The following is a 21,965-nucleotide window of genomic DNA, read 5'->3' as shown; positions in this document are numbered from 1 at the left end:
CTCCTCAGGCCTGGACCACGACGACGACGGACACGAACAGCAGCTGCAGCAGCACCAACGGGAGCGCGACCAGCCAGGCGGGGGCCGCGAACCGCTCCGGAGCGACCACCGGGAGCCGGCGCCGCAGCGCGACGAGCACCGCGAGCAGCCCGGCGGTCTTGACCAGCAGCCACAGCCAGGCCGGCAGCAGTGGCCCGTGTCCACCGCCGAGGAAGGCGGTGGTCCCGAAGGCGGCCCCGGCGGTCAGCAGCGCGTACCGCCCGGTCGAGAGCAGCCAGCGGTCGACCCCGGACGCTTCGGTGAACACTCCACTGGCGGGTGCGCCGAGCGGCCCCCAGACGGAGAAGCCGGCGACCGCGACGCAGAAGACGCCGAATGCCACCGGCATCCAGACGACGAACCACAGCCCGGACTGCGCGGCCACCACGTCACCGAGCCGGAGGCTGCCCGCGGCGACCGCCGGCGCGGTCAGCGCGAACATCAGTGGCAGCTCGTAGGACAGCGCCTGGGCCAGGAACCGGTACCCGGCGACCAGGGCGTGGGCGCTGTTCGGGCCCCAGCCGGCCAGCCAGACCGCCGCCCACACCAGCACGTCCATCGCGTTGAACCAGACGATGCCCACCGTCAGGTCGGCGACGGTCCACCGGCCGAACGGGACGACGGCGACCATCAGCAGCGCTGCGGTGAGCAGGCCGGCGCCGCCGATCCGCTGCAACGGGAGGTCCGCGGCCGCGGTGGTCCGGCGGCGCTGGCGGAACAGCCGCGTCGTCTCGGCCACCGGGGTGAGCAGGCCCCCACCCAGCGGCTGCCCGGCGGACCGCGCGGCCAGCGCGCCGTCCAGGCTCGCCGCGGCGGCCGCCACGACGAGCAGCAGTGCGGCCGCCATCGGCACCCAGCCGACCGAGACCTCGGTGACGGTCACGAGCCCGCCTCCGCCGGCACGGTCACCCGGTCGGCGGTGTCCAGGTCGAGCGAGGCGACCACCAGCCGGGCGGTGGCCAGGTCCAGCCCGGTGACCAGCTCGGCCACCGCGGTCAGCTCGGTGGACCGGCGCTGCTCGGTCCCCTCCAGCCAGTGCCGCAGCCGGTCGTGCGCATCGCCCTCGGGGAGCCGGCCCAGACCGCTCAGCGACCAGCGGAGCAGCCGGGACCGGGTGATCCGGCGAGCCAGCCGCTCGGCCTCGGGCGGCTGCCCCCCGGCGAGCAGGGCGTCGCGGACCCGTGCGGCCCGGGTGGCGGCGTCGTCCCAGCCGGCCAGCGCCAGCAGGGTGGCCACCGCGTCCCACCGGCCGGCCGGGGTGCCGTGCACCGGCGCGTCCGGAGGGGCGTCCTCCGCCGGTAGCAGGACCTCCGCCCGGGCGGAGACCACCAGCTCACCCTGGAGCGTGGTGTGCAGCAGCAGGCCGGCCGGCCAGTGCGGCAGCACCGGGCCGAGGGGCACGTGCAGCACGTCGAGGTCGAGGGCGTCGGGGTCGGGCAGCTGGTCGTCGTCCCCGCCGCCGGCCAGGCCGATCCCGGCGGGCATCGGCATGTCCATGTCGCCGTGGTCCATGTCGCCGTGGTCCATGTCGCCGTGGTCCATGTCGCCGTGGTCCATGTCGCCCATGTCCATGTCGCCGGAGTCGTCCATGTCGTGGTCGTCCATGTCCATGTCGTCCATGTCGCCCATGTCGCCGTCGCCCGTGGCGGTGGTGCCGGGGTCGGGGTCGGCCGGCCGGTCGGCGGCGTCGCGGCGCTGGGCTGCGCCGTCGGCGAGCTCGGCCGCGGCACGATCCAGGGTGGCCGGGACGTCGGCGGCGGTGGTCACCTCCGCCCGGGCGCGGGGGCCGGGCAGCTGGCTCCAGACATGGTCGACCGCGGCGGTCAACCGGGCACCGGGGCGTCCACACACGACCAGCAGGTCCGCGTCGGCGGGGGAGCCGGCCAGCCGCCAGCCCCGGTCCCGGACGTGCTCCTCGAGCGCGCAGCGGGTGCGGCTCCAGCCGGGCACCTCGACGGCGAGGACCGCGGTGCGGCGGGCGGCCAGCCGGTTCAGGTCCACCGCAGCGCACCCTCGCGCCAGGCCCACAGCACGCCGGTCATCAGCACGCCGAGCAGCACGAACATCTCGACGATCGCCGAGGTCCCGATCGAGGCGACCACGGTCGCCCACGGGTACATGTAGAGCATCTCCACGTCGAAGGCGAGGAAGAGCAGGGTCATCGGGTAGTACCGCGCCTCGTACCGGGACAGCGCGTGTTCGGCGGGCCGCCAGCCGGAGAGGAACGGCAGGCTCGCGACCGCGCCCGGAGCCACCGCGGTCCGCCGGTGCAGCAGGTAGGCCAGCAGCACACCGCCGACGGCGAGGCCCAGCATCGCGGCGAGGCTCAGGTAGGCCGACACCAGCTCGTCCTCCGTCCGCGTCGTCCTCAGGCCGTGGCTGACCGACGGCGCGCATACCCGTGCGGCCGTGCGGGTAACCGCACCGATCGTGACGGACCATCCCCATCCGGTCGATCCCGTGCGCGTGGCTGCGGCGAGGGCGCGGGTGCCCAGCCGTGAGGACGCCACGAGCCTGTCGGCGATGCTGAGCCTGCTGGCCGATCCCACCCGCGCCCGGGTGCTCTACGCCCTCGACGTGGTCGAGGAGCTGTGCGTGGGCGACCTGGCGATGGCGCTGGAGGCGACCGAGGACGCGGTCGGCTACGCGCTGCGGCTGCTGCGCACCGCCGGCTTCGTCACCAGTCGCAAGGACGGGCGGGTCGTCTTCTACCGCCTGGCCGACGGCTTCCCGGGGCCGCTGCGGGAGCACTGCCTGCGGCAGCTCGTCGACCTCTCCCGCCAGGTGGCCGACGGGGAGGGCTGACCCCGGCTCAGCTCCGGCGCGCGAGCGTCTCCAGGTGCTCGGCGTACGTCCGCCTGCCGCGGACGTACGGCTCGGGCGGGACGAGCGCGCCACCGGCCATCGCCGCACCCGCCGGGCCGGGCAGCCGCACCGGGACGACGAGCCGGCGCTGCCCGGTGGCGCGCAGCAGCCGCCGGACGAGGTCGCCCATGCCGTGGTCCTCCGGTCCGGCGATCGGCTGGGCGACCCCCTGCGGGGCGCCCTGTGCGAGCCGCACGAGGTGGGCGGCGACCTCGCCGGCGGCGACCGGCCGGGTGGCCATCCGGGGGACGACGGCGAACGGGCGGGGGGAGCGGTCGACCAGCTGGCCGGCGAACTCGTGGAACTGGGTGGCGCGCAGCAGCGTCCAGGGCACCGGACCGGCGGCCAGCAGCCCCTCCTGCCGCCGCTTGCCCAGGTAGTAGCCGAGGTCGACGGTGTCGGCGCCGACGATCGACAGCGTGACCACGTGCCCGGCACCGGCCCGGGCGGCCGCGGCGAGCAGCTGGGTGGTGGCCGCGGTGAAGAAGGCCACCGATCGGCGCCGGCTGGTCGTGGTCACGTTCGCGACGTCGACCACCGCGTCGACGCCGTCCAGCGCGGCGGCCAGGCCGGTGCCGTCGGTCAGGTCCACCCCGTGCGAGCGGGCGAGCACGACCGGGTCGTCGCCCTGCCGTGCCAGCTCCGCGACGACCAGTGCACCCAGCAGGCCGGTGCCACCGGCCACCGCGATCCGCATGCCCCATCCTCGGGGACGGCGGACGATCAGGACGCGGGGGGCTGCGGGCCGAGCGCGATGGTCAGCTGGAGCACCGTCTGCGGGTCCTCGAGGCGGTCGCCGTACAGGTCGCGCAGCTGCCCCATCCGGTACCGGACGGTCTGCGGGTGCACGAAGAGCTCGGCGGCCACCTGCTCGCGCCGGCCGTGGTGCAGCAGCCAGGAGCGGAGGGTCGCGGCCAGCTTCTCCCGGGTGGCCGGGGTCAGGTCGTCCAGCGGGGCGAGCGCCGCGGCCCGCAGGTCGGCCAGGGCGTCCTCGTCGGCCCGCAGCACCAGCTCCGGCAGCCGCTGCTCGGTGTCCAGCGGCGCGGGCCCGGTGGCGCGCAGCCCGAGCCGCAGCGCGCGCAGGGCGCGGGCGTAGGAGCCGGCGACCGCAGACCAGGGCCGGGCCGGGCCGACCACCGCCGTCCGCCCCTCCAGGGCGCGCAGCAGGGCGGCCCGGGCACCCTCGCCGGCGTCCGGCACCAGCAGCACGCTGAGCTCCAGGGCCGGGTCCAGGCCCGGCGGGTCGTCGTCCAGCTGCAGGGTGCGGGAGTCCAGCAGCGCGACCGCGCCGCGCGCCCGCACCTCCGGCAGCAGCACGGCGGTCAGCGTCCGCGGCGGGAGCCAGCCGGCCCGCTCCGCGGCCGGGGTGAGGTCGTGCAACGGCCGCCCGGCCAGCAGCAGCGCGCCCAGCCGCTCGCGGTGGTGCCTGCGGACCCGGCCGGTGGTCTCCAGCTCGTCGGTGTGCCCGGCCACGCTGGCCGCCGACAGCTGGTCGATGTAGGCGAACACCAGCTCGGCGAAGCGGGCCAGCGACCCCACCGAGAGACCGGCGCCCACGGCGGTGTCGCTCATGTGCCGCCAGGACACCCGGGCGCCGACCCGGTAGGCGGCCAGCAGGGCGTCCATCGACCGCCCGCTGCGCGCCTCGCCCCGGCCCAGGGAGTACGCGCCCTCCAGCGCCGGGCCGATCGGCCGGCTCGCATCGGCCCCCCCGGCGGTGGTGGCCAGCTCCAGGAAGCCGCCCAGGGCGAGCTGGACGGCGTTGGAGATGGCCCGGCCCATCTCCCCGGAGAAGGCGTCGGCGTAGCTGGGCACCTCGACGACGATGCTGGCCACCGTCTGCTGGGCCACGGCGGGGAGCTGGGCCTGCATCGCGGCGACGACCGGCGGCGGGAACGTGACCTGGTCGCTCGTGGTGTTCACCCTCTCGTTGTTCGCAGGGAACAGAAGATACCGCCCGATTCACGTCCGAGGCACAGTTGTTCGCCCTCGGTGCGGGTAAGGATCAGTACATGACCGCCACCGTCCCGCGTCCGTCGCCGGCCCGTCCTGTGCTGACCACGCTGCGTGACCGGGTGCTCAAGGTGGCCGAGCTGGTCACCACGCCGCTGCTGCCCGCCGACTACCTGGACCTGGTCGACCCGCTGCGCTCCGGCGCCGCGCTGCGCGGCCGGATCGAGGCGGTGCACCACGAGACCCGGGACGCCGCCAGCATCGTGATCCGGCCGGGCCGTGACTGGCTCCCGCACACCCCCGGCCAGTACGTCCGGATCGGCATCGACATCGACGGCGTGCGGCTGTGGCGCGCGTACTCGATCACCTCGGTGCTCGGCCGCGCCGACGGCTGCTTCTCCATCACCGTGAAGGCGATCCCCGACGGCAAGGTCAGCAACCACCTGGTGCACCGCGCCCAGCCGGGCACCATCGTGCAGCTGGACCAGGCGACCGGTGAGTTCGTCCTCCCCGAGGCGCGGCCGGCGAAGGCGCTGTTCGTGACGGCGGGCTCGGGCATCACGCCGGTCATGGGCATCCTGCGCAACCTGGGTGAGGACGCCGGGTGCGACGTCGTCCTGGTGCACTCCGCGCCCACCGTCGAGGACGTCATCTTCGGTGCCGAGCTGCGCGAGCTGGCCGCGGCCGGCCGGATCCGGCTGGTCGAGCACCACACCAAGGACGCCGGCTTCCTGGACGCCCCGGCGATCGCTGACCTGGTGCCCGACCTGACCGAGCGGGCCACCTGGGCCTGCGGCCCGGTCGGCCTGCTCGAGGCGCTGGAGGAGCACTGGGCCGACCAGGGCATCGCCGACCGGCTCTACACCGAGCGCTTCCGCCCCCGGGTGCTGGTCACCGGCGAGGGCGGCACCGTCACCTTCGCCAAGTCCGAGCGCACGCTCGAGGTCGACGGCGCGACCCCGATCCTGGACGCCGCCGAGGAGGCCGGGCTGCTCATGCCCAGCGGCTGCCGGATGGGCATCTGCTACGGCTGCGTGCTGCCGCTGCGTGAGGGTGCCGTCCGAGACCTGCGCAACGGGGAGCTGACCACCGCCGCCCCCGGTGACGGCGTCCTGATCCAGACCTGCGTCAGCGCCGCCGTTGACGCCTGCGACATCGACCACTGATCCAGAACCGCTGTCCCACCAGCTGAGGAGCTGCACATGACCGTCCTGCAGAAGAAGTCCCACAACCCGATCGCCCACCTCTCCGAGGCCGACATCGAGGCCATCGGCCGCGAGCTCGACGCCATCCGGCAGACCGTCGTGGACAGCCGTGGCGAGGACGACGCGGCCTACATCCGCCGGGTCATCGACGTGCAGCGCAAGATGGAGCTGGCCAGCCGGGCCGTGCTGCTGTTCTCCAGGTTCCCGCCGGCCTGGGTCCTCGGCACCGCCGGGCTGTCGGTCGCCAAGATCCTGGAGAACATGGAGATCGGGCACAACATCCTGCACGGGCAGTGGGACTGGATGCGTGACCCGAAGATCCACTCCACGACGTGGGAGTGGGACATGGCCAGCCCGTCGGAGCAGTGGAAGCACTCGCACAACGTGCTGCACCACACCTACACGAACGTGATCGGCAAGGACAACGACCTCGGCTACGGCATCATGCGCGTCGACGAGGACCAGAAGTGGGTGCCGCTGTACCTGCTGCAGCCGGTGTGGAACTTCGTCAACGCCTGCTTCTTCGAGTACGGGATCGCCGCCTACGACCTGGAGCTGGGCAAGAACCTGGCGACCAAGGAGCGGCGGGCCGACCCGGGCTTCCGGGCCCGCGGCAAGCAGGTGCTGAAGAAGATCGGCAAGCAGATGACCAAGGACTACGTCGTCCACCCGGCGCTGTCGGGTCCGTCGTTCCTGCCCACGTTGGCGGCCAACTTCACCGCCAACGTGGTGCGCAACGTGTGGTCGCACTCGGTGATCATGTGCGGGCACTTCCCGGAGGGCGTGGAGACCTTCGAGAAGAAGTCCATCGACGGGGAGACCCGCGGTGAGTGGTACCTGCGCCAGATGCTCGGCTCGGCCAACATCTCCGGCAGCAAGGCCATGCACATCATGACCGGCAACCTGTCCCACCAGGTCGAGCACCACCTGTTCCCGGACCTGCCGAGCAACCGGTACGCCGAGATCGCCCCGCAGATCCGCGACCTCTTCGCCCGCTACGGGCTGCGGTACCACTCCGCGTCCCTGCCCCGTCAGGTCGGCTCGGCGTGGCACAAGGTCATCCGGCTCTCGCTGCCCAACGGCTGGCTGGCCCAGACCACCCCGGCGAACGCCCCGGCCCAGGTCGTCAAGCTGTACAAGATGACCACCGGTGGCCCGAAGGTGCGGCGCGCGCTCCAGGCCGCCGCCTGACAGACCGGCCCCACACAGCACGAGGCCCGCCAGGAGATCTCCTGGCGGGCCTCGTGCCGTCCCGGGTGGGTCAGCCAGCGGTGGGGTGCGGCTTGACCGCCAGGACCGGCCGGTCGGCGTCCAGCAGGATCCGCTGGGCGCTGCTGCCCATCAGCAGCTTGCCGACGGGGGAGCGGCGGCGCAGGCCGATCACGATCACCGAGGCGTCCACGGACTCGGCCACCCGGAGCAGCTCGTCGGCCAGGTCGCCGGTGTGCGGGGTCTGCCGCAGCTCCAGGGCGACGCCGTCGGCCTCGGCGCGGGAGGTCAGCGAGCGGACCAGCTCCGGTGGTGCGACGTCCGCGCTGACCGGTGCCCCGCCCCGCGGGGTGTTGAGCACCAGCAGCCCCTCCTGCCGGCGGCGGGCCTCGGCGAGACCGGCCGCGAAGGCCGCCTCGCCCTCGGGCGTGGGGACGAAACCGACGAGGACGGTCACACGAGCTCCTTGGTGTTCGGGTCGGAGGTGTCCTGGGCCGGCTCCTGCCGCCGGCGGCTCCGCAGGCTCGCCACGAAGGGGTACACCGCCACGACCAGGAAGACGACGAGCAGGGTGCCGGAGATGGGACGGGTGAAGAAGCCGGTCGCGTCGCCGTCGAAGATCAGCAGCGAACGGCGCAACCCGTCCTCCAGCAGAGCACCCAGCACGAAGGCCAGCAACAGCGGGCCGGGGTCGAAGCCGGCCTTCTTCATCAGGTAGCCGAGCACGCCGAAGACGATGACCAGCACGATGTCGAAGACGCTGTTGTTGACCGTGTAGACGCCGATCAACGTGATGAGCACGGTGATCGGCGCCAGGATGGCCGGCCGCACCCGGAGGATCTTCACGAACAGCCCGACCAGCGGGATGCTCATGATCAGCAACAGGATGTTGCCGATGTACATCGAGTTGACGACGCCCCAGAACAGCTCCGGCTCCTCGGTGACCAGCTGCGGGCCGGGGGTGACCCCCACCACCAGCAGGGCGCCGAAGATCACCGCCATGGTCGCGTTGGCCGGGATGCCCAGCGTGAGCAGCGGGATGAAGGACGACGTCGCGGCGGCGTTGTTCGCCGTCTCGGGCCCGGCCACGCCCTCGACCGCCCCCTTGCCGAAGCGCTCCGGCGTCTTGGAGCGCCGCTTCTCCACCGCGTAGGCGGCGAGCGAGGAGAGGGTCGCACCACCCCCGGGGAGGATGCCGAGGAAGAAGCCGATCACCGACCCGCGGCCGATCGCGCCCGAGGACTGGCGCAGGTCCTGGCGGGAGGGCCAGACGTTGGCGACCTTGGTCGGCGCCTGGGTGGCGTTGTGCCGCTGCTCCAGGTTGTAGAGGATCTCGCCGAGACCGAAGAGGCCCATCGCGATCGGCACGAAGTCCAGGCCGTCGGCCAGGTTCAGGTTGCCGAAGGTGAACCGCTCGGTGGCGGTGAAGCCGTCGCGGCCGACCGTGGCGAGCAGCAGGCCGACACAGGCCGCGACGACCGCCTTGAGCCGGCTGCCACTGCTGACGGTGGCGACCAGCAGGATGCCGAGCAGCGCCAGGGCGGTGTACTCCGGCGGCCCGAAGTCCAGCGCGAAGCTGGCCACGAGCGGAGCCAGGAAGGACAGGGCGACGATCGAGATCGTGCCGCCGGCGAACGAGCCGATCGCCGCGATCCCGAGCGCGGTCCCCGCCCGGCCCTGGCGGGCCATGGCGTAGCCGTCGAAGACGGTGACCACCGACGACGCCTCGCCCGGCAGCTTGAGCAGGACGGAGGTGATCGTGCCGCCGTACTGGGCGCCGTAGAAGATGCCGGCCAGCATGATGATCGCGGTCACCGGCTCGATGCCGATGGTGATCGGCAGCAGGATCGCGATGGTGGCGGCGGGGCCGAGGCCCGGCAGCACGCCGACCAGCATCCCGACGACGACGCCGATCAGGCAGTAGAGCAGATTGGTCGGTTCCAGGACGACGGCGAAGCCGTCGAGCACCGGGGCGAGGTCCAACGGACTCTCCTCAGAAGAGGTGCGGGACGGGGACCGAGAGGGCCGCGACGAAGACGAGGTAGAAGGCGACCACCACGGCGATGCTGACGATGGCGGACGTCCGCCAGCTCTCGCCGCCCAGGAAGCGGAGCCAGACGAAGGCCAGCAGCACGGCAGGGATCTCGAAGCCGATGGTGCCGATGAGGGCGACGAAGACGAGCATCGTGGCCAGCCCGGCGAGGACCAGCCAGGACGACCTCGAGAACTGCTCGGTGTCGCTGGTCCGGCGGGCGGTGGCCGCCAGTCCTACACCCAGCACGACCAGCAGCACGCCGAGGATCAAGGGCCAGATGCCCGGTCCCGGCGTGCGGGCGGTGCCGGCGCCGAGCGCCAGGGCGCCGACGGCCGCAGCCGCCCCCAGTGCGACCACGAGCGCCGCGATCACCAGGTTCGTGGCCGGGCCGGCCGGTGGCGGGCGGTGCTCGGCCTCCTCCTCGACCTCCTGCGTCAGGTCCTCGAGGTCGTGCAGCGTCGAGGGGGTGTCGGTGGTCGCGGGTGCGGTGTCGGTCGGGTGGGGGGCCACGTTCCCCTGGGGGGTGGCCCCGGCGGCCGTGCGGCCGCCGGGGCTCCCCGGGGTGTGCGCCCCGTCGTGCGCAGAGCTCACGAGTTCTCCTCGCTCCTGCTCGGGGTCGTCGGGACGCAGGTCGCGTCCCGGACCATCGGGGACCCGAGGATCACGCATCTCCACCGAGGTCGATGCCGTACTCCTCGACCACGGCACGGTAGTTGTCCAGGTTCTCGGTCCACCGCTCCCGGATCTCCTCACCGTCGACCTCGAGGGGGGTGAGCAGGTTGTCCTCGTTGAGCTGCTGGTAGGCCTCGGTCTCGAACGCGGCCTCGAAACCGTCGCGCAGCGTCTGCATGACGTCGTCCGGCACGCCCTGGGGGGCGAAGACAGCGCGCGACTGCTGCACCGGCACGTCGTAGCCGGCCTCGACCGCGGTCGGGGTGTCGGGCAGGTAGCTCGGACGCTCCTCGGCGAAGGTCACGATCGGGGTGAGGCCGCCGGACTCGATCTGCTCGATGGCCTCACCGAGCTGGACGGAGCCGACGTCCACCTGCCCGCCGAGCACGGCGGTCAGCGTGGGCGAACCGCCGTCGAACGGGACGGCGGTGGCGTCGATGTCGGCCTGGGCGAACAGCAGCTCCTGGGACAGCTGGCTGCCGGTGCCCACCCCGGTGGTGCCGAAGGTGATCGGGCGACCGGCCGCGGCCAGGTCCTCGACCGAGCTGAAGCCGGAGCCCGGCGCGGTCACCAGGACGTAGTCGTCCAGGGAGAGGCCCGTGACGATGTCGAAGTCGGCGATGTCGGGGGCCTCGCCCTCGCCCACCGCGAGCGGGGTGATGTAGGCCAGGCTGCCGTTGTAGACCATCAGGGTGTGGCCGTCCGGGTCCTCGCCGGCCAGCTGCTGGGCGGCCAGCGCACCGTTGGCGCCGGGCCGGTTCTCCACGGTCACCGGGACGCCGAGCTCGTCGGAGAGGCCGTCGGCCGCCGCGCGGGCGATCAGGTCGGTGCTGCCGCCGGGGTCCTGCCCGACCAGCATCGTGATCGGGTCGCCGCCCGGGAACTCTTCGTCGGAGTCCGACCCGCCGCCGACGTTCCCCCCGCAGGCGGTGAGGGAGAGGGCCAGGGTGAGTCCGGCGCCGGACAGAGCCCAACGACGGGCGCGGTGGTTCGTGGTCATGGTGGTTCTCCTCTTCGAGAAGCCGTCGGTCCGGCCTGGGGTGCTGTGAGTGCCGTCACGAACGCGGGGACGACCGAAGAGTAGGAACGCCCGCTCATGCCTGTCCAAATCCATTGCGGCATTGATTGATACCTTGGCTGCATGGCGTTCACCTTGGAGCAGCTCCGCGGTTTCGTCGCCGTCGCCGAGGAGCTCCACTTCGGTCGCGCGGCGGAGCGGCTCCAGATGACCCAGCCACCGCTCAGCCGGCAGATCCAGAAGCTGGAGCGGGTCGTCGGCGCGCAGCTGCTCGAGCGGGACAACCGGCGGGTCGACCTCACCGCCGCCGGTGAGGTCTTCCTGGTCGAGGCCCGCCGACTGCTCACCCTGGCCGACGTCGCGCCGGAGCTGGCGCGCCGGGTCTCCTCCGGGTCCAGTGGCGTGCTGCGGATCGGCTTCACCGCGGCGTCCGCCTACGGCGTGCTCGGCCGGCTGCTCGACGACCTGGGTGCCGCCCTGCCCGACGTGGACGTCGACCTCGCCGAGATGGTGACCAGGGAGCAGGTGGCGGGCCTGCTGGCCGAGGAGATCGACCTCGGGCTGGCCCGGCCGCCGTTCGACGCCGAGCGGTTCGGCTCCCGGCTGCTGCACTGCGAGTCCCTGCTGGTCGCCGCCCCGCTGGGGCACCGGCTGCTCGCACTGGACCGGTCGGTCACCGCGGCCGACCTGGCCGGTGAGCCGGTGGTGATGCACTCGCCGACCCAGGCGCGGTACTTCTACGACCTGGTGGTCGGGTTGGTGCCGGCAGCCTCGGAGAACGCGGTGCACACCGTCAGTCAGGTGCTCACCATGCTCTGGCTCGTCGCCGCCGGCCGGGGGATCGCGTTCGTCCCGGAGTCGGCAGCCGGGCTGACCATCGCGGGGGTCGGGCTCGTGCGCCTGGAGACCCCGGTGCCCGAGCCGGTCGAGCTGCACCTGCTCTGGGCTCGGGAGTCGAAGAACCCGGCGCTGTGGCGCGCGCTGGACGTCCTGGCGGGCGGGCAAGCGCTTTCATGATGCCCTGCGCGCATCGAGCGATGCGGAACTGCTCTTGGACAGGCATCGCCAGCCGTTTCTAGGGTGACGTCGACCACCGCCCGCGACCTCCGGTCGACCAGTGCGCGGACCCGTCGAACCCAAGGACACGACCTGTGACGCTGCTGCCCCCGGATGCTCTCGCTGACCGGCTGAAGTCCGGTCTGCTGTCCTTCCCGGTCACCCACTTCGACGCCGAGCTGCAGTTCGACGAACCCCGCTACCGCGAGCACCTGGCCTGGCAGTCGAGCTTCGACGTGGCCGGCCTCTTCGCCGCGGGCGGCACCGGGGAGGGCTTCTCGCTCACCCCCGCCGAGATCGACCGGGTGGTCCGGGTGGCCGTCGACGAGGTGGCCGGCCGGGTGCCCGTCATCGCCCCGGCCACCGGCGGCACCGCCGTCTCGATCGCCCAGGCCCAGGCCGCCCAGGCCGCCGGCGCAGACGGCCTGCTGCTCTTCCCGCCCTACCTCACCGAGGCCAGCCAGGCCGGTCTGGTCGAGCACGTCAGCGCCGTCTGCCGGGCCACCGACCTCGGTGTGGTCGTCTACAGCCGGGCCAACGCCGTGCTCACCGACGGCGCCGTCGCCGAGCTCGCCGACCGGAACCCCAACCTCATCGGGCTCAAGGACGGCGTCGGCGACATCGAGCAGATGACCCGCACCTACGCCAAGGTCGGCGACCGGCTCATCTACGTCGGTGGCCTCCCCACCGCCGAGACGTTCGCGCTCCCGCTGCTGCAGCTGGGCGTGAGCACGTACTCCTCGGCGCTGTACAACTTCGTGCCCGAGTTCGCGCTCCGGTTCTACGCCGCCGTCCGCGCGCAGGACCGCGTGGCGGTGTACGGGATGCTCAACGACTTCGTCCTCCCGTACCTGGACATCCGCGACCGGGCCCGCGGCTACGCGGTCTCGATCGTGAAGGCCGGTCTCACCGCGGTGGGCCGGGACGGCGGCCGGGTGCGCCCGCCGCTCACCGACCTGACCGAGGCCGAGCTCGGCGAGCTGACCACGCTGGTCTCCAAGCTCTCCTGAACCCCGGTCTCCCGGACCCGCTGCCCGCCGTCTGCTGAGAGGAACCCGATGACCGGCACCACGCCGACCGTCGCCCGCGTCGAGGTGGTGCCCGTCGCCGGGCACGACAGCATGCTGCTGAACCTCAGCGGCGCGCACGGCCCGTTCTTCACCCGCAACATCGTGATCGTCACCGACAGCGAGGGCCGCGAAGGCGTGGGGGAGGTGCCCGGCGGTGAGGACATCCGGCGGACGGTGGCCGACGCGGGCCCGCTGCTCGTCGGCCGGCCGGTGGCCGCCTTCGGCCGGCTGCTCCGCTCGGTCGCGGACACCTTCGCCGACCGGGACGCCGGCGGCCGGGGTCTGCAGACCTTCGACCTCCGGACGACCGTCCACGCGGTGACCGGGCTGGAGTCCGCGCTGCTGGACCTGCTCGGGCAGCACCTGGGGGTCCCGGTCGCCGAGCTGCTGGGCGACGGGCAGCAGCGCGACGCGGTGCCGATGCTGGGCTACCTCTTCTACGTCGGGGACCGGACGGCGACCGACCTGCCCTACGTCGCCGAGCCGACCCCGGCCGACGACTGGGAGCGGCTCCGTCGGGAGCCCGCGCTCACCCCCGAGGCGGTCGTCGCCCTGGCCGAGGCGGCCCAGGCCCGCTACGGCTTCACCGACTTCAAGCTCAAGGGCGGCGTGCTCGCCGGCGAGCAGGAGGTCGCCGCCGTCCGCGCACTGGCGCAGCGGTTCCCCGACGCCCGGATCACGCTGGACCCCAACGGGGGCTGGCTGCTCGCCGACGCCGTCCGGCTGCTCGGCGACCTGCACGGGGTGCTCGCCTACGCCGAGGACCCGGTCGGGGCCGAGGGCGGCTTCTCCGGGCGGGAGGTCATGGCGGAGTTCCGGCAGGCCACCGGGCTGCCGACGGCCACCAACATGATCGCCACCGACTGGCGGCAGATGGCACACGCCGTCCGGTCGCACGCCGTGGACATCCCGCTGGCCGACCCGCACTTCTGGACCATGCGCGGTTCGGTGCGGGTGGCCCAGCTGTGCGCCGACTTCGGCCTGACCTGGGGATCGCACTCCAACAACCACTTCGACATCTCGCTGGCGATGTTCACCCAGGTCGGGGCTGCCGCGCCGGGGGAGATCACCGCGCTGGACACCCACTGGATCTGGCAGGACGGCCAGGCGCTCACCCGGTCGCCGTTGCAGATCCGGGACGGGGCGATCGCCGTCCCCACCGCGCCGGGGCTCGGCGTCGAGCTGGACCGGGACGCCCTGGCCGCGGCCCACGAGCTCTACCGCGAGCACGGGCTCGGCGCCCGGGACGACGCGGTCGCCATGCAGTACCTCGTGCCCGACTGGGGCTTCGACCCCAAGCGTCCCTGCCTGGTGCGCTGACCCCGATGCCTGGAGCTGACATGACGACGACATCCGCCCCGACCCCGACCACCTCCGCCCCGGCCGTCCTGGACCGGATCGAGTCGATCTCCCTCTCCTCGGTCACGCTGCCGCTGCCCAACCCGATCAGCGACGCGAAGGTGTTCACCGGCCGGCAGCGGCCGATGACCGAGGTCGCGTTCCTGTTCGCCGAGATCCGTACCGAGGCCGGCCACGAGGGCGTGGGGTTCAGCTACTCCAAGCGGGCCGGCGGGCCCGCCCAGTTCGCCCATGCCCGGGAGGTCGCCCCCGGCCTGATCGGCGAGGACCCCAACGACATCGCCCGGCTGTGGACCAAGCTGGTCTGGGCGGGGGCGTCGGTCGGCCGCAGCGGGGCCTCGACGCAGGCGATCGCCGCGATCGACGTGGCGCTGTGGGACCTCAAGGCCAAGCGCGCCGGGCTGCCCCTGGCCAAGCTGCTGGGCGCGCACCGCGACTCGGTGCGTTGCTACAACACCTCCGGCGGCTTCCTGCACGAGACGGTCGAGCAGGTCAAGGACAACGCCACGCGGACGCTGGAGAGCGGCGTCGGCGGCATCAAGATCAAGGTCGGGCTGCCGGACTCGGCGGAGGACCTGCGCCGGGTGCGCGCCGTCCGCGAGCACCTGGGTGACGGCGTGCCGTTCATGGTCGACGCCAACCAGCAGTGGGACCGGCCCACGGCCATGCGGGTCAGCCGCCGGCTGGAGGAGTTCGACCTGGTGTGGATCGAGGAGCCGCTGGACGCCTACGACGCCGAGGGGCACGCCCAGCTCGCCCGCTCGCTGGACACCGCGATCGCCACCGGGGAGATGCTCACCAGCGTCGCCGAGCACCGCGAGCTCATCCGGGCCGGCTCGGTCGACATCCTGCAGCCCGACGCCCCCCGGATCGGCGGCATCACGCAGTTCCTGAAGCTGGCCGCGCTCGCCGACGACGCGAACCTGCAGATCGCGCCGCACTTCGCGATGGAGATCCACGTGCACCTGGCCGCGGCCTACCCGCACGAGCCGTGGGTCGAGCACTTCGACTGGCTGCACCCGCTGTTCAACGAGCGACTGGAGACCCGCGACGGCCGGATGCACCTGTCCGACCGCCCCGGTCTCGGTGTCACCCTGACCGAGCAGGCGCGCGCCTGGACCGTGGACCGCGTCCACGTCGACGCGCCCCACTGACCTGCCCCACTGACCCGCCCCCAGAACCGACAGGAGCACCCATGACCGACGTCGTGAGCATCGACCCGCGCACCGGACAGGCGGCCGAGGTGGTCGCGCAGGAGACCACCCCCGAGGAGGTGGCCCGGCTGTGCGAGGCGGCCCTGGCCGCTGCCCCGGCCCTGGAGGAGATGGGGCGGGAGGGCCGGGCCGGCCTGCTGCGGGCCCTCGCGGACGCGCTGGAGGCCCGGCGGGAGGACGTCGTCGCCGTCGCCGACCGGGAGACCGCCCTGGGCACCGGCCGGCTGAACGGCGAGCTGACCCGCACCGCCTACCAGCTGCGGCTCTTCGCCGAGGTGCTCGGAGAGGGCAGCTACCTCGAGGCCACCATCGACCACGCCGGTGACACCCCCATGGGCCCGCGCCCGGACCTGCGCCGGATGCTGCTCCCGATCGGCCCGGTCGCCGTCTTCGGCGCCAGCAACTTCCCGCTCGCCTTCTCCGTGCCCGGCGGCGACACCGCCTCGGCCCTGGCGGCCGGCTGCCCGGTGGTGGTGAAGGCGCACGGCTCGCACCCGGCCACCTCCCAGCTGGTCTTCGAGGTGTTCGTGGCCGCGGCCCGCGAGGCCGGCGCCCCCGAGGGGACGCTCGGCCTGGTGCACGGCCTGCAGGCCGGCGCGACCCTGGTCGCCCATCCGGCCATCCGCGCGGTCGGCTTCACCGGCTCGGTGAACGGCGGCCGGGCGCTGCTGCAGATCATCGAGCAGCGCCCGGACCCGATCCCGTTCTTCGGTGAGCTGAGCAGCCTGAACCCGGTGGTGGTCACCACGCAGGCCGCCGCCGAGCGCGGCAGCCAGCTCGGGCAGGAGCTCGTCGGGTCCTTCACCCTCGGCGCCGGTCAGTTCTGCACCAAGCCCGGCCTGGTGCTCGTGCCCACCGGTCCGGAGGGGGACCAGGTCGTCGACGCGATGGCCGAGGCGGTGCGCGGCAGCAGCCCGCAGGTGTTGCTCAACGAGGGCATCGCGGCGTCGTTCGGGAAGCTGTCCGCCGCCATCGCCGAGGCGCCGGGGGTCACCGCTGTCGCCCGTGGCACCGAGGGCGACGGCACCGGTTTCGCCGCGACGCCGCTGCTGCTGAGCACCTCGGCCGCCGGGCTGCCCGAGCAGGTCACCGAGGAGGTCTTCGGCCCGGTCGCGGTCGTGGCCCGGTACGACGGCGAGCCGGACCTCTTCGCCGCGCTGGCGAAGATGCCCTCCTCGCTCACCGCCACGGTGCTGCGGGGCGCAGGGGAGACCCAGCTGCCGCTGGCGGTCTCCCAGGAGCTCCGCACCCGGGCCGGCCGCATCGTCTACGACGCCTACCCGACCGGTGTCGCGGTGTCCTGGGCGCAGCACCACGGTGGGCCGTGGCCGTCGACGAACTCCCAGCACACCTCGGTCGGCACCTCGGCGATCCGCCGGTTCCTCCGCCCGGTCACCTGGCAGGGCGCCCCGGCCGACGTGCTCCCGGCCGAGCTCACCGACGACCACACGAGCATCCCGCGGCGGATCGACGGCGTCCTCCAGCTGCCGGCGTGAGCGCGCGGGTCGCGCTGGTCAGCAGCGAGCGGGGGCTGCGGGTCGACCCCGACCTGCCGATCGCGGCGCCTGCGCTGCGGTCGGCGGGGCTCGCCGTCGACCTGGTGCGCTGGGACGACCCGGAGGTCGACTGGGCGGGCTACGACCTGGCCGTCGTCCGCTCGTGCTGGGACTACGCCTGGCGGCGGGCGGAGTTCCTGGCCTGGGCCGCCGCCGTCCCGCGGCTGCGCAACCCGGTCGAGGTGCTGGCCTGGAACACCGACAAGGCCCACCTGCGGGACCTCGTCGCCGCCGGGCTGCCCGTCGTCCCGACCGTCTGGGACCCCACCGACGTCGCCGCGCTGCCGGAGGCGGGGGAGTGGGTGGTGAAGCCGTCGATCTCGGCCGGCTCCCGGGACACCGCCCGGTGGACCGAGCCGACGGCGGTGCTCGGGCACGTCGCCGAGCTGACCGCGGCCGGCCGGACGGCGATGGTGCAGCCCTACCTGGCCAGCGTGGACGACGCCGGGGAGACCGCGATGCTCTTCCTCGGCGGACGGTTCTCCCACGCCGTGCGCAAGGGCCCGCTGCTGCAGCGCGGCGAAGGGGTGCGCCAGGACCGGGACAGCCGCGGCGACCTGCGCGCGGTCGAGCCGACCCCGGAGCAGCGGGCGGTCGCCCAGGCGGTGTTCGACGCGGTGCCGTCGCTCGTGCCCGGCGCCGCCCCGGTGCTGTACGCCCGGATCGACCTGGTCGCCGATGCGGGCGGCTCCCCGGTGGTGCTCGAGCTGGAGCTGGCCGAGCCGAGCCTCTTCCTCCCGCAGGCCCCGGACGGCGCCCTCGCCCAGCTGGTGTCCGCGGTGGAGGACGCGATCCGGTGACCGCCACGGTGCGGCCTGCGGCCACGTGACCGCGGTCCTGAGCGGGTTCGCCGCCCTGGCCGCGGTCATCGCCGTCGGCTGGCTCACCGGCCGCACCGGTGCACTGGGCCCCGACGCCGCCGGGGTGCTGTCCCGGCTGTCCTACTTCGTCGCGACGCCGGCGTTGCTGCTGCTGACGTTGGCCGAGGCCGACCCGGCCGGGCTGTTCACCGCCGCGCTGGTGGCCACCGGTGGCAGTGCCCTGCTCGCTGCTGCGCTGTACGCCGGGCTCGCCCGCTGGTGGTGGCGGTTGCGCCCGGCCTCGCTGACGACCGGCGCGCTCGCGTCCTCCTACGTCAACGCCGGGAACCTCGGCCTCCCGATCGCCGTCTACGTGCTCGGTGACGCCACCTACGTGGCGCCGGTGCTGCTCTTCCAGGTGCTGGTCATGGCCCCGGTGGGGCTCGCGGTGCTCGCCGGCTCGCGCGGGCCGGATGCGGGCGCGCCGTCCCGCTGGCAGGTGCTCACCCAGCCGGTGCGCACGCCGGTGGTGCTCGGCTGCCTGGTCGGCCTGCTGCTGGCCGAGACCGGGTGGCGGCTGCCCGCGGTCGTGCTCCAGCCGGTCGAGCTGCTCGCCGCCCTCGCCGTCCCCGCGGCGCTGCTCGCCTTCGGGTCGAGTCTGCACGGGGCGCCGCGGCCGGCGTCCGGGGACGGCGGAGGCCAGGTCTGGCTGGCCGTCACGCTCAAGACGGCGGTGCAGCCGGCGCTGGCCTACGCGCTGGGCCGCTGGGGGGTCGGGTTGGCGGGGGTGCCGTTGCTGGCGGTCACGCTCACCTCCGCCCTGCCCACCGCGCAGAACGTGTTCGTCTACGCCACGACCTACGACCGGGGCAGTGCGGTGGCTCGCGACGTGGTGCTGCTGACCACCGTGCTGTCGGTGCCGGTGCTGCTCGGTGTGGCGGTGTTGCTGAGATGAGAGGGAGAACGATGACCGACGCTGGACCAGAGGACCGGGACGTCGTCCTGGTCGGTGGCGGGGTGATGAGCGCGACGCTGGGCGTGCTGCTCAGCGAGCTGGAGCCGGACTGGACGATCACCGTGGTCGAGCGGCTGGACGCCGCGGGCCTGGAGAGCTCGAGCGCCTGGAACAACGCCGGCACGGGGCACGCCGGGCTCTGCGAGTTCAACTACACGCCCCTCCGTCCCGACGGGACCGTCGACGTGTCGGCCGCGGTGCAGATCGGCGCACAGTTCCTCACCTCGCTGACCCTGTGGGCCCACCTGGTCGAGCGCGGGCTCCTCGGCGCACCGGGGGACTTCATCCGCTCGGTGCCGCACCTGGGGCTGGGGCGGGGCGACGAGGGGGTGGCGTACCTGCGGGCGCGCTGGGAGGCCCTGCGCGACCACCCGCTGTTCGCCGGCCAGGAGTTCTCCGACGACCCGGCGGTGCTCGCCGGGTGGCTGCCGCTGGTGTTCGACCAGCGGACCCCGGGTCAGCCGATCGCGGCGACCCGCTCGGCCCAGGGCACCGACGTCGACTTCGGCGTGCTCACCCGCCGGCTGCTGTCCGCGCTGGCCGCACGGGGCGCGGACGTCCGGTTCGGCCGGGAGACGCGGGGGCTGCGGCGGAGCGGGGACCGGTGGCACCTGGACGTGCGCGACCGGCGCACCGGGGCACGGCGGCAGCTGCGCACCCCGTACGTCTTCGTGGGTGCCGGCGGCGGGACCCTCCCGCTGCTGCAGGCGGCTCGGGTGCCCGAGGTGCGCCGGTACGGCGTCTTCCCGATCAGCGGCCAGTTCCTGCGCACCGACCGGCCCGAGCTGGTCGCCGCCCACCGGGCCAAGCTGTACGGCCACGCGGCGCCGGGTGCGCCGCCGATCTCGGTGCCCCACCTGGACCGGCGGGTCGTGGAGGGCCGCGACCACCTGCTCTTCGGGCCGTTCGCCGCCTTCTCCCCGCGGTTCCTCACCCAGGGTCGGCTCACCGACCTGGTGCGCTCCGTGCGGCGGGGCAACCTGCCGACCCTGCTGGCCGCCGCCCGGGACAACCGGAGCCTGATGGCCTACCTGGTGCGACAGCTGCGCCAGACCCCGCAGGACAGGATCGCGGCGCTCGCGGAGTTCGTCCCGTCGGTCCGTGCCGAGGACTGGGAGCTGATCACCGCCGGGCAGCGGGTGCAGGTGCTCAAGACCACGGAGGGCCGCGGCAGCATGGTCGGCTTCGGGACCGAGCTGGTGACCTCGGCCGGCGGCTCCCTGGCGGCGCTGCTCGGCGCCTCGCCCGGGGCCTCGACCGCCGCGGCGACCATGGTGGACGTGCTGGCGGCGAGCTTCCCGGCGCGGACGGCGGCGTGGGGGCCCCGGCTCCGCGAGCTGGCCCCGTCGGCGGACACCGTGCACGGCTGGGACTCCGCCCAGCTCGCGGCGAACGTGCACCACGCCCGCGCCGTCCTGCAGCTGACCCCGGTCCGGCCCGGAGAGGCCACCGCATGACCACGCCGGATGCCCTCCCGGCCCTGCTCGCGGCGCTGCACGACGCCGTCGGCCCGGCCGGCCTGGTCACCGACCCCGACCAGGTGCGCAGCCACCTGACCGACTGGCGCGGCGCGTACTCCGGCGAGGCCGCAGCCGTGGTCCGACCGGCCAGCACCGACGAGGTCGCCGCGGTGGTCCTGCTGTGCCGGGACGCCGGGGTCGGCGTGGTGCCGCAGGGCGGCAACACCGGCCTGTGCGGGGGCGCGGTGCCGGACGCCTCGGGTCGGCAGGTGGTGCTGTCGCTGACCCGGATGCGCCGGATCCGGGAGCTCGACCCGGCCAACCAGACGATCACCGTGGAGGCCGGCGTGGTGCTGCAGTCGGTGCAGGAGGCCGCTGCGGCCGCCGACCGGCTGTTCCCGCTGTCGCTGGGCGCGGAGGGCAGCTGCACGATCGGCGGCAACCTGGCCACCAACGCCGGCGGCACGGCGGTGCTCCGCTACGGCACCATGCGCGACCTGGTGCTGGGTCTGGAGGTGGTCCTCCCCGACGGGCGCATCTGGCACGGGCTGCGAGGCCTGCGCAAGGACAACACCGGCTACGACCTCAAGCACCTGTTCGTCGGAGCCGAGGGCACGCTCGGCATCATCACCGCCGCGGTGCTCAAGCTCTTCCCCGCCGTCCGCAGCCGGGCCACCGCCTGGGTGGCGCTGCCCGGGCCGGCGGCGGCGGTCGAGCTGATCGAGGTGGTGCGCGCGTTGGCCGGCGACCGGCTGACCGGCTTCGAGGTGATGAGCCGGCAGAGCGTGGAGTTCGTGCTCGCGCACGCGACCGGTGCCCGCGACCCGTTCGCCGAGGTGCACCCCTGGTACGCGCTGGTCGAGCTCAGCGACACCCTGCCCGACGCCGGGCTGGACGAGGTGGTCGAGACCGCGCTGGGCGAGGCGTTCGAGCGGGACCTCGCGCTGGACGCCGTCATCGCCTCGGGCTCGGCGCAGGTGGCCGCGCTCTGGGCGCTGCGCGAGGGGATCTCCGAGGCGCAGAACCAGGAGGGCCCCAGCCTCAAGCACGACGTCACCGTGCCGGTCAGCCGCATCCCGGCGTTCGTCGAGCAGACCGACCGCGCGCTGGCCGCCGCCGTCCCCGGCGTCCGGGTGGTCGCCTACGGGCACGTGGGCGACGGCAACCTGCACTACAACCTGAGCAAGCCGGAGGGCACCGACGACGCGGCGTTCCGCGCCCGGGCCGACGAACTGGCCCGGGTGGTCTACGACTCGACCGCCTCCTTCGCAGGCAGCATCAGCGCCGAGCACGGCGTCGGGGTGGCCAAGCGGGACCTGCTCACCGACTACGAGGACCCGCTGGAACTGGAGTTGATGCGCGGGGTCAAGGCGTTGCTCGACCCGGCGGGGCTGATGAACCCCGGGAAGGTGCTGCCGGCGGGTTGAGCGGACGCGGCC

General features: G+C 73.8%; 21 protein-coding genes. 12 read left to right on the top strand and 9 right to left on the bottom strand.

The window, feature by feature from the left end; translation table 11 throughout:
• Nucleotides 1-4: 4 nt before the first annotated feature.
• From O2V63_RS09410 to O2V63_RS09400, 3 genes are read right to left on the bottom strand one after another with little or no spacing between them, the layout of a single operon-like run.
• Nucleotides 5-922 carry an NADH-quinone oxidoreductase subunit H gene (locus O2V63_RS09410; protein ID WP_269167279.1) on the bottom strand — a complete coding sequence of 306 codons (918 nt, stop codon included), beginning with the start codon at nt 920-922 and terminating at the stop codon, nt 5-7.
• Nucleotides 919-2,040: a hypothetical protein gene (locus tag O2V63_RS09405; protein ID WP_269167278.1), complete on the bottom strand. Its 1,122-nt coding sequence runs from the start codon at nt 2,038-2,040 to the stop codon at nt 919-921. Before O2V63_RS09405 ends, O2V63_RS09410 begins: the two co-directional genes overlap by 4 nt.
• The gene (locus O2V63_RS09400; RefSeq protein ID WP_269167277.1) at nt 2,031-2,381 is read right to left on the bottom strand and encodes an NADH-quinone oxidoreductase subunit A; all 351 of its coding nucleotides are present in this window, start codon (nt 2,379-2,381) and stop codon (nt 2,031-2,033) included. The genes O2V63_RS09405 and O2V63_RS09400 overlap by 10 nt, the downstream gene beginning before the upstream one ends.
• A 145-nt stretch (nt 2,382-2,526) precedes the next feature.
• Between O2V63_RS09400 and O2V63_RS09395 the strand changes: the two genes are divergently transcribed.
• A complete protein-coding gene (locus O2V63_RS09395; protein WP_269167276.1) occupies nt 2,527-2,844 on the top strand; it encodes an ArsR/SmtB family transcription factor in 318 nt (105 codons plus the stop codon).
• 7 nt (nt 2,845-2,851) lie between these two features.
• Here O2V63_RS09395 and O2V63_RS09390 read toward each other — a convergent pair whose 3' ends face one another.
• Together O2V63_RS09390 and O2V63_RS09385 are read right to left on the bottom strand one after the other, a co-directional pair.
• Nucleotides 2,852-3,601 carry an SDR family oxidoreductase gene (locus O2V63_RS09390; RefSeq protein WP_269167275.1) on the bottom strand — a complete coding sequence of 250 codons (750 nt, stop codon included), beginning with the start codon at nt 3,599-3,601 and terminating at the stop codon, nt 2,852-2,854.
• A 26-nt stretch (nt 3,602-3,627) separates the two neighbouring features.
• The gene (locus O2V63_RS09385) at nt 3,628-4,827 is read right to left on the bottom strand and encodes a PucR family transcriptional regulator (RefSeq protein ID WP_269167274.1); all 1,200 of its coding nucleotides are present in this window, start codon (nt 4,825-4,827) and stop codon (nt 3,628-3,630) included.
• 89 nt (nt 4,828-4,916) lie between these two features.
• On the opposite strand from O2V63_RS09385, the gene O2V63_RS09380 reads away from it, so the two are divergent.
• Together O2V63_RS09380 and O2V63_RS09375 are read left to right on the top strand one after the other, a co-directional pair.
• Nucleotides 4,917-6,023: a ferredoxin reductase gene (locus O2V63_RS09380; protein WP_269167273.1), complete on the top strand. Its 1,107-nt coding sequence runs from the start codon at nt 4,917-4,919 to the stop codon at nt 6,021-6,023.
• Nucleotides 6,024-6,059: 36 nt separating this feature from the next.
• A complete protein-coding gene (locus O2V63_RS09375) occupies nt 6,060-7,253 on the top strand; it encodes a fatty acid desaturase family protein (RefSeq protein ID WP_269167272.1) in 1,194 nt (397 codons plus the stop codon).
• 70 nt (nt 7,254-7,323) lie between these two features.
• Here O2V63_RS09375 and O2V63_RS09370 read toward each other — a convergent pair whose 3' ends face one another.
• The 4 genes from O2V63_RS09370 to O2V63_RS09355 form a co-directional block, all read right to left on the bottom strand.
• Nucleotides 7,324-7,728, bottom strand: coding sequence for a universal stress protein (locus O2V63_RS09370; RefSeq protein ID WP_269167271.1), 405 nt, complete (start codon nt 7,726-7,728; stop codon nt 7,324-7,326).
• Nucleotides 7,725-9,254 (bottom strand): tripartite tricarboxylate transporter permease, encoded by a 1,530-nt coding sequence (locus O2V63_RS09365; protein ID WP_269167270.1) that lies wholly within the window; start codon nt 9,252-9,254, stop codon nt 7,725-7,727. Before O2V63_RS09365 ends, O2V63_RS09370 begins: the two co-directional genes overlap by 4 nt.
• A gap of 10 nt (nt 9,255-9,264) precedes the next feature.
• Complete coding sequence (locus O2V63_RS09360) at nt 9,265-9,897, bottom strand: tripartite tricarboxylate transporter TctB family protein (protein WP_269167269.1); 633 nt, start codon at nt 9,895-9,897, stop codon at nt 9,265-9,267.
• A 70-nt stretch (nt 9,898-9,967) separates the two neighbouring features.
• Entirely contained in the window at nt 9,968-10,978 is a 1,011-nt protein-coding gene (locus tag O2V63_RS09355) for a Bug family tripartite tricarboxylate transporter substrate binding protein (RefSeq protein WP_269167268.1), read from the bottom strand.
• 141 nt (nt 10,979-11,119) lie between these two features.
• Between O2V63_RS09355 and O2V63_RS09350 the strand changes: the two genes are divergently transcribed.
• The 9 genes from O2V63_RS09350 to O2V63_RS09310 all read left to right on the top strand — a co-directional run bounded on the left by O2V63_RS09350 (nt 11,120) and on the right by O2V63_RS09310 (nt 21,953).
• Entirely contained in the window at nt 11,120-12,013 is an 894-nt protein-coding gene (locus O2V63_RS09350; protein ID WP_269167267.1) for a LysR substrate-binding domain-containing protein, read from the top strand.
• Between the two features lie 134 nt (nt 12,014-12,147).
• On the top strand, nt 12,148-13,062 hold the full coding sequence (kdgD, locus tag O2V63_RS09345) for a 5-dehydro-4-deoxyglucarate dehydratase (protein WP_269167266.1): 915 nt from the start codon (nt 12,148-12,150) through the stop codon (nt 13,060-13,062).
• 48 nt (nt 13,063-13,110) lie between these two features.
• Nucleotides 13,111-14,442, top strand: a complete 1,332-nt coding sequence (locus O2V63_RS09340) for an enolase C-terminal domain-like protein (RefSeq protein ID WP_269167265.1) — start codon at nt 13,111-13,113, stop codon at nt 14,440-14,442.
• A gap of 20 nt (nt 14,443-14,462) precedes the next feature.
• A complete protein-coding gene (locus tag O2V63_RS09335; protein WP_269163325.1) occupies nt 14,463-15,635 on the top strand; it encodes an L-talarate/galactarate dehydratase in 1,173 nt (390 codons plus the stop codon).
• 41 nt (nt 15,636-15,676) lie between these two features.
• Nucleotides 15,677-17,191: an aldehyde dehydrogenase (NADP(+)) gene (locus O2V63_RS09330; RefSeq protein WP_269167264.1), complete on the top strand. Its 1,515-nt coding sequence runs from the start codon at nt 15,677-15,679 to the stop codon at nt 17,189-17,191.
• Entirely contained in the window at nt 17,188-18,051 is an 864-nt protein-coding gene (locus O2V63_RS09325; protein ID WP_269167263.1) for an ATP-grasp domain-containing protein, read from the top strand. The genes O2V63_RS09330 and O2V63_RS09325 overlap by 4 nt, the downstream gene beginning before the upstream one ends.
• A 25-nt stretch (nt 18,052-18,076) precedes the next feature.
• Nucleotides 18,077-19,006 (top strand): AEC family transporter, encoded by a 930-nt coding sequence (locus O2V63_RS09320; RefSeq protein WP_269167262.1) that lies wholly within the window; start codon nt 18,077-18,079, stop codon nt 19,004-19,006.
• Between the two features lie 11 nt (nt 19,007-19,017).
• Nucleotides 19,018-20,523 carry a malate dehydrogenase (quinone) gene (gene mqo, locus O2V63_RS09315; protein WP_269167261.1) on the top strand — a complete coding sequence of 502 codons (1,506 nt, stop codon included), beginning with the start codon at nt 19,018-19,020 and terminating at the stop codon, nt 20,521-20,523.
• On the top strand, nt 20,520-21,953 hold the full coding sequence (locus O2V63_RS09310; RefSeq protein WP_269167260.1) for an FAD-binding oxidoreductase: 1,434 nt from the start codon (nt 20,520-20,522) through the stop codon (nt 21,951-21,953). Before mqo ends, O2V63_RS09310 begins: the two co-directional genes overlap by 4 nt.
• Nucleotides 21,954-21,965: the final 12 nt, after the last annotated feature.

It is taken from the genome of Modestobacter sp. VKM Ac-2977 (assembly GCF_026968045.1).
In the GTDB taxonomy this organism is placed as follows: domain Bacteria; phylum Actinomycetota; class Actinomycetes; order Mycobacteriales; family Geodermatophilaceae; genus Modestobacter.
The sequence above is the reverse complement of the archived record's forward strand: the minus strand, read 5'-3'. Positions and strand labels throughout refer to the sequence as shown.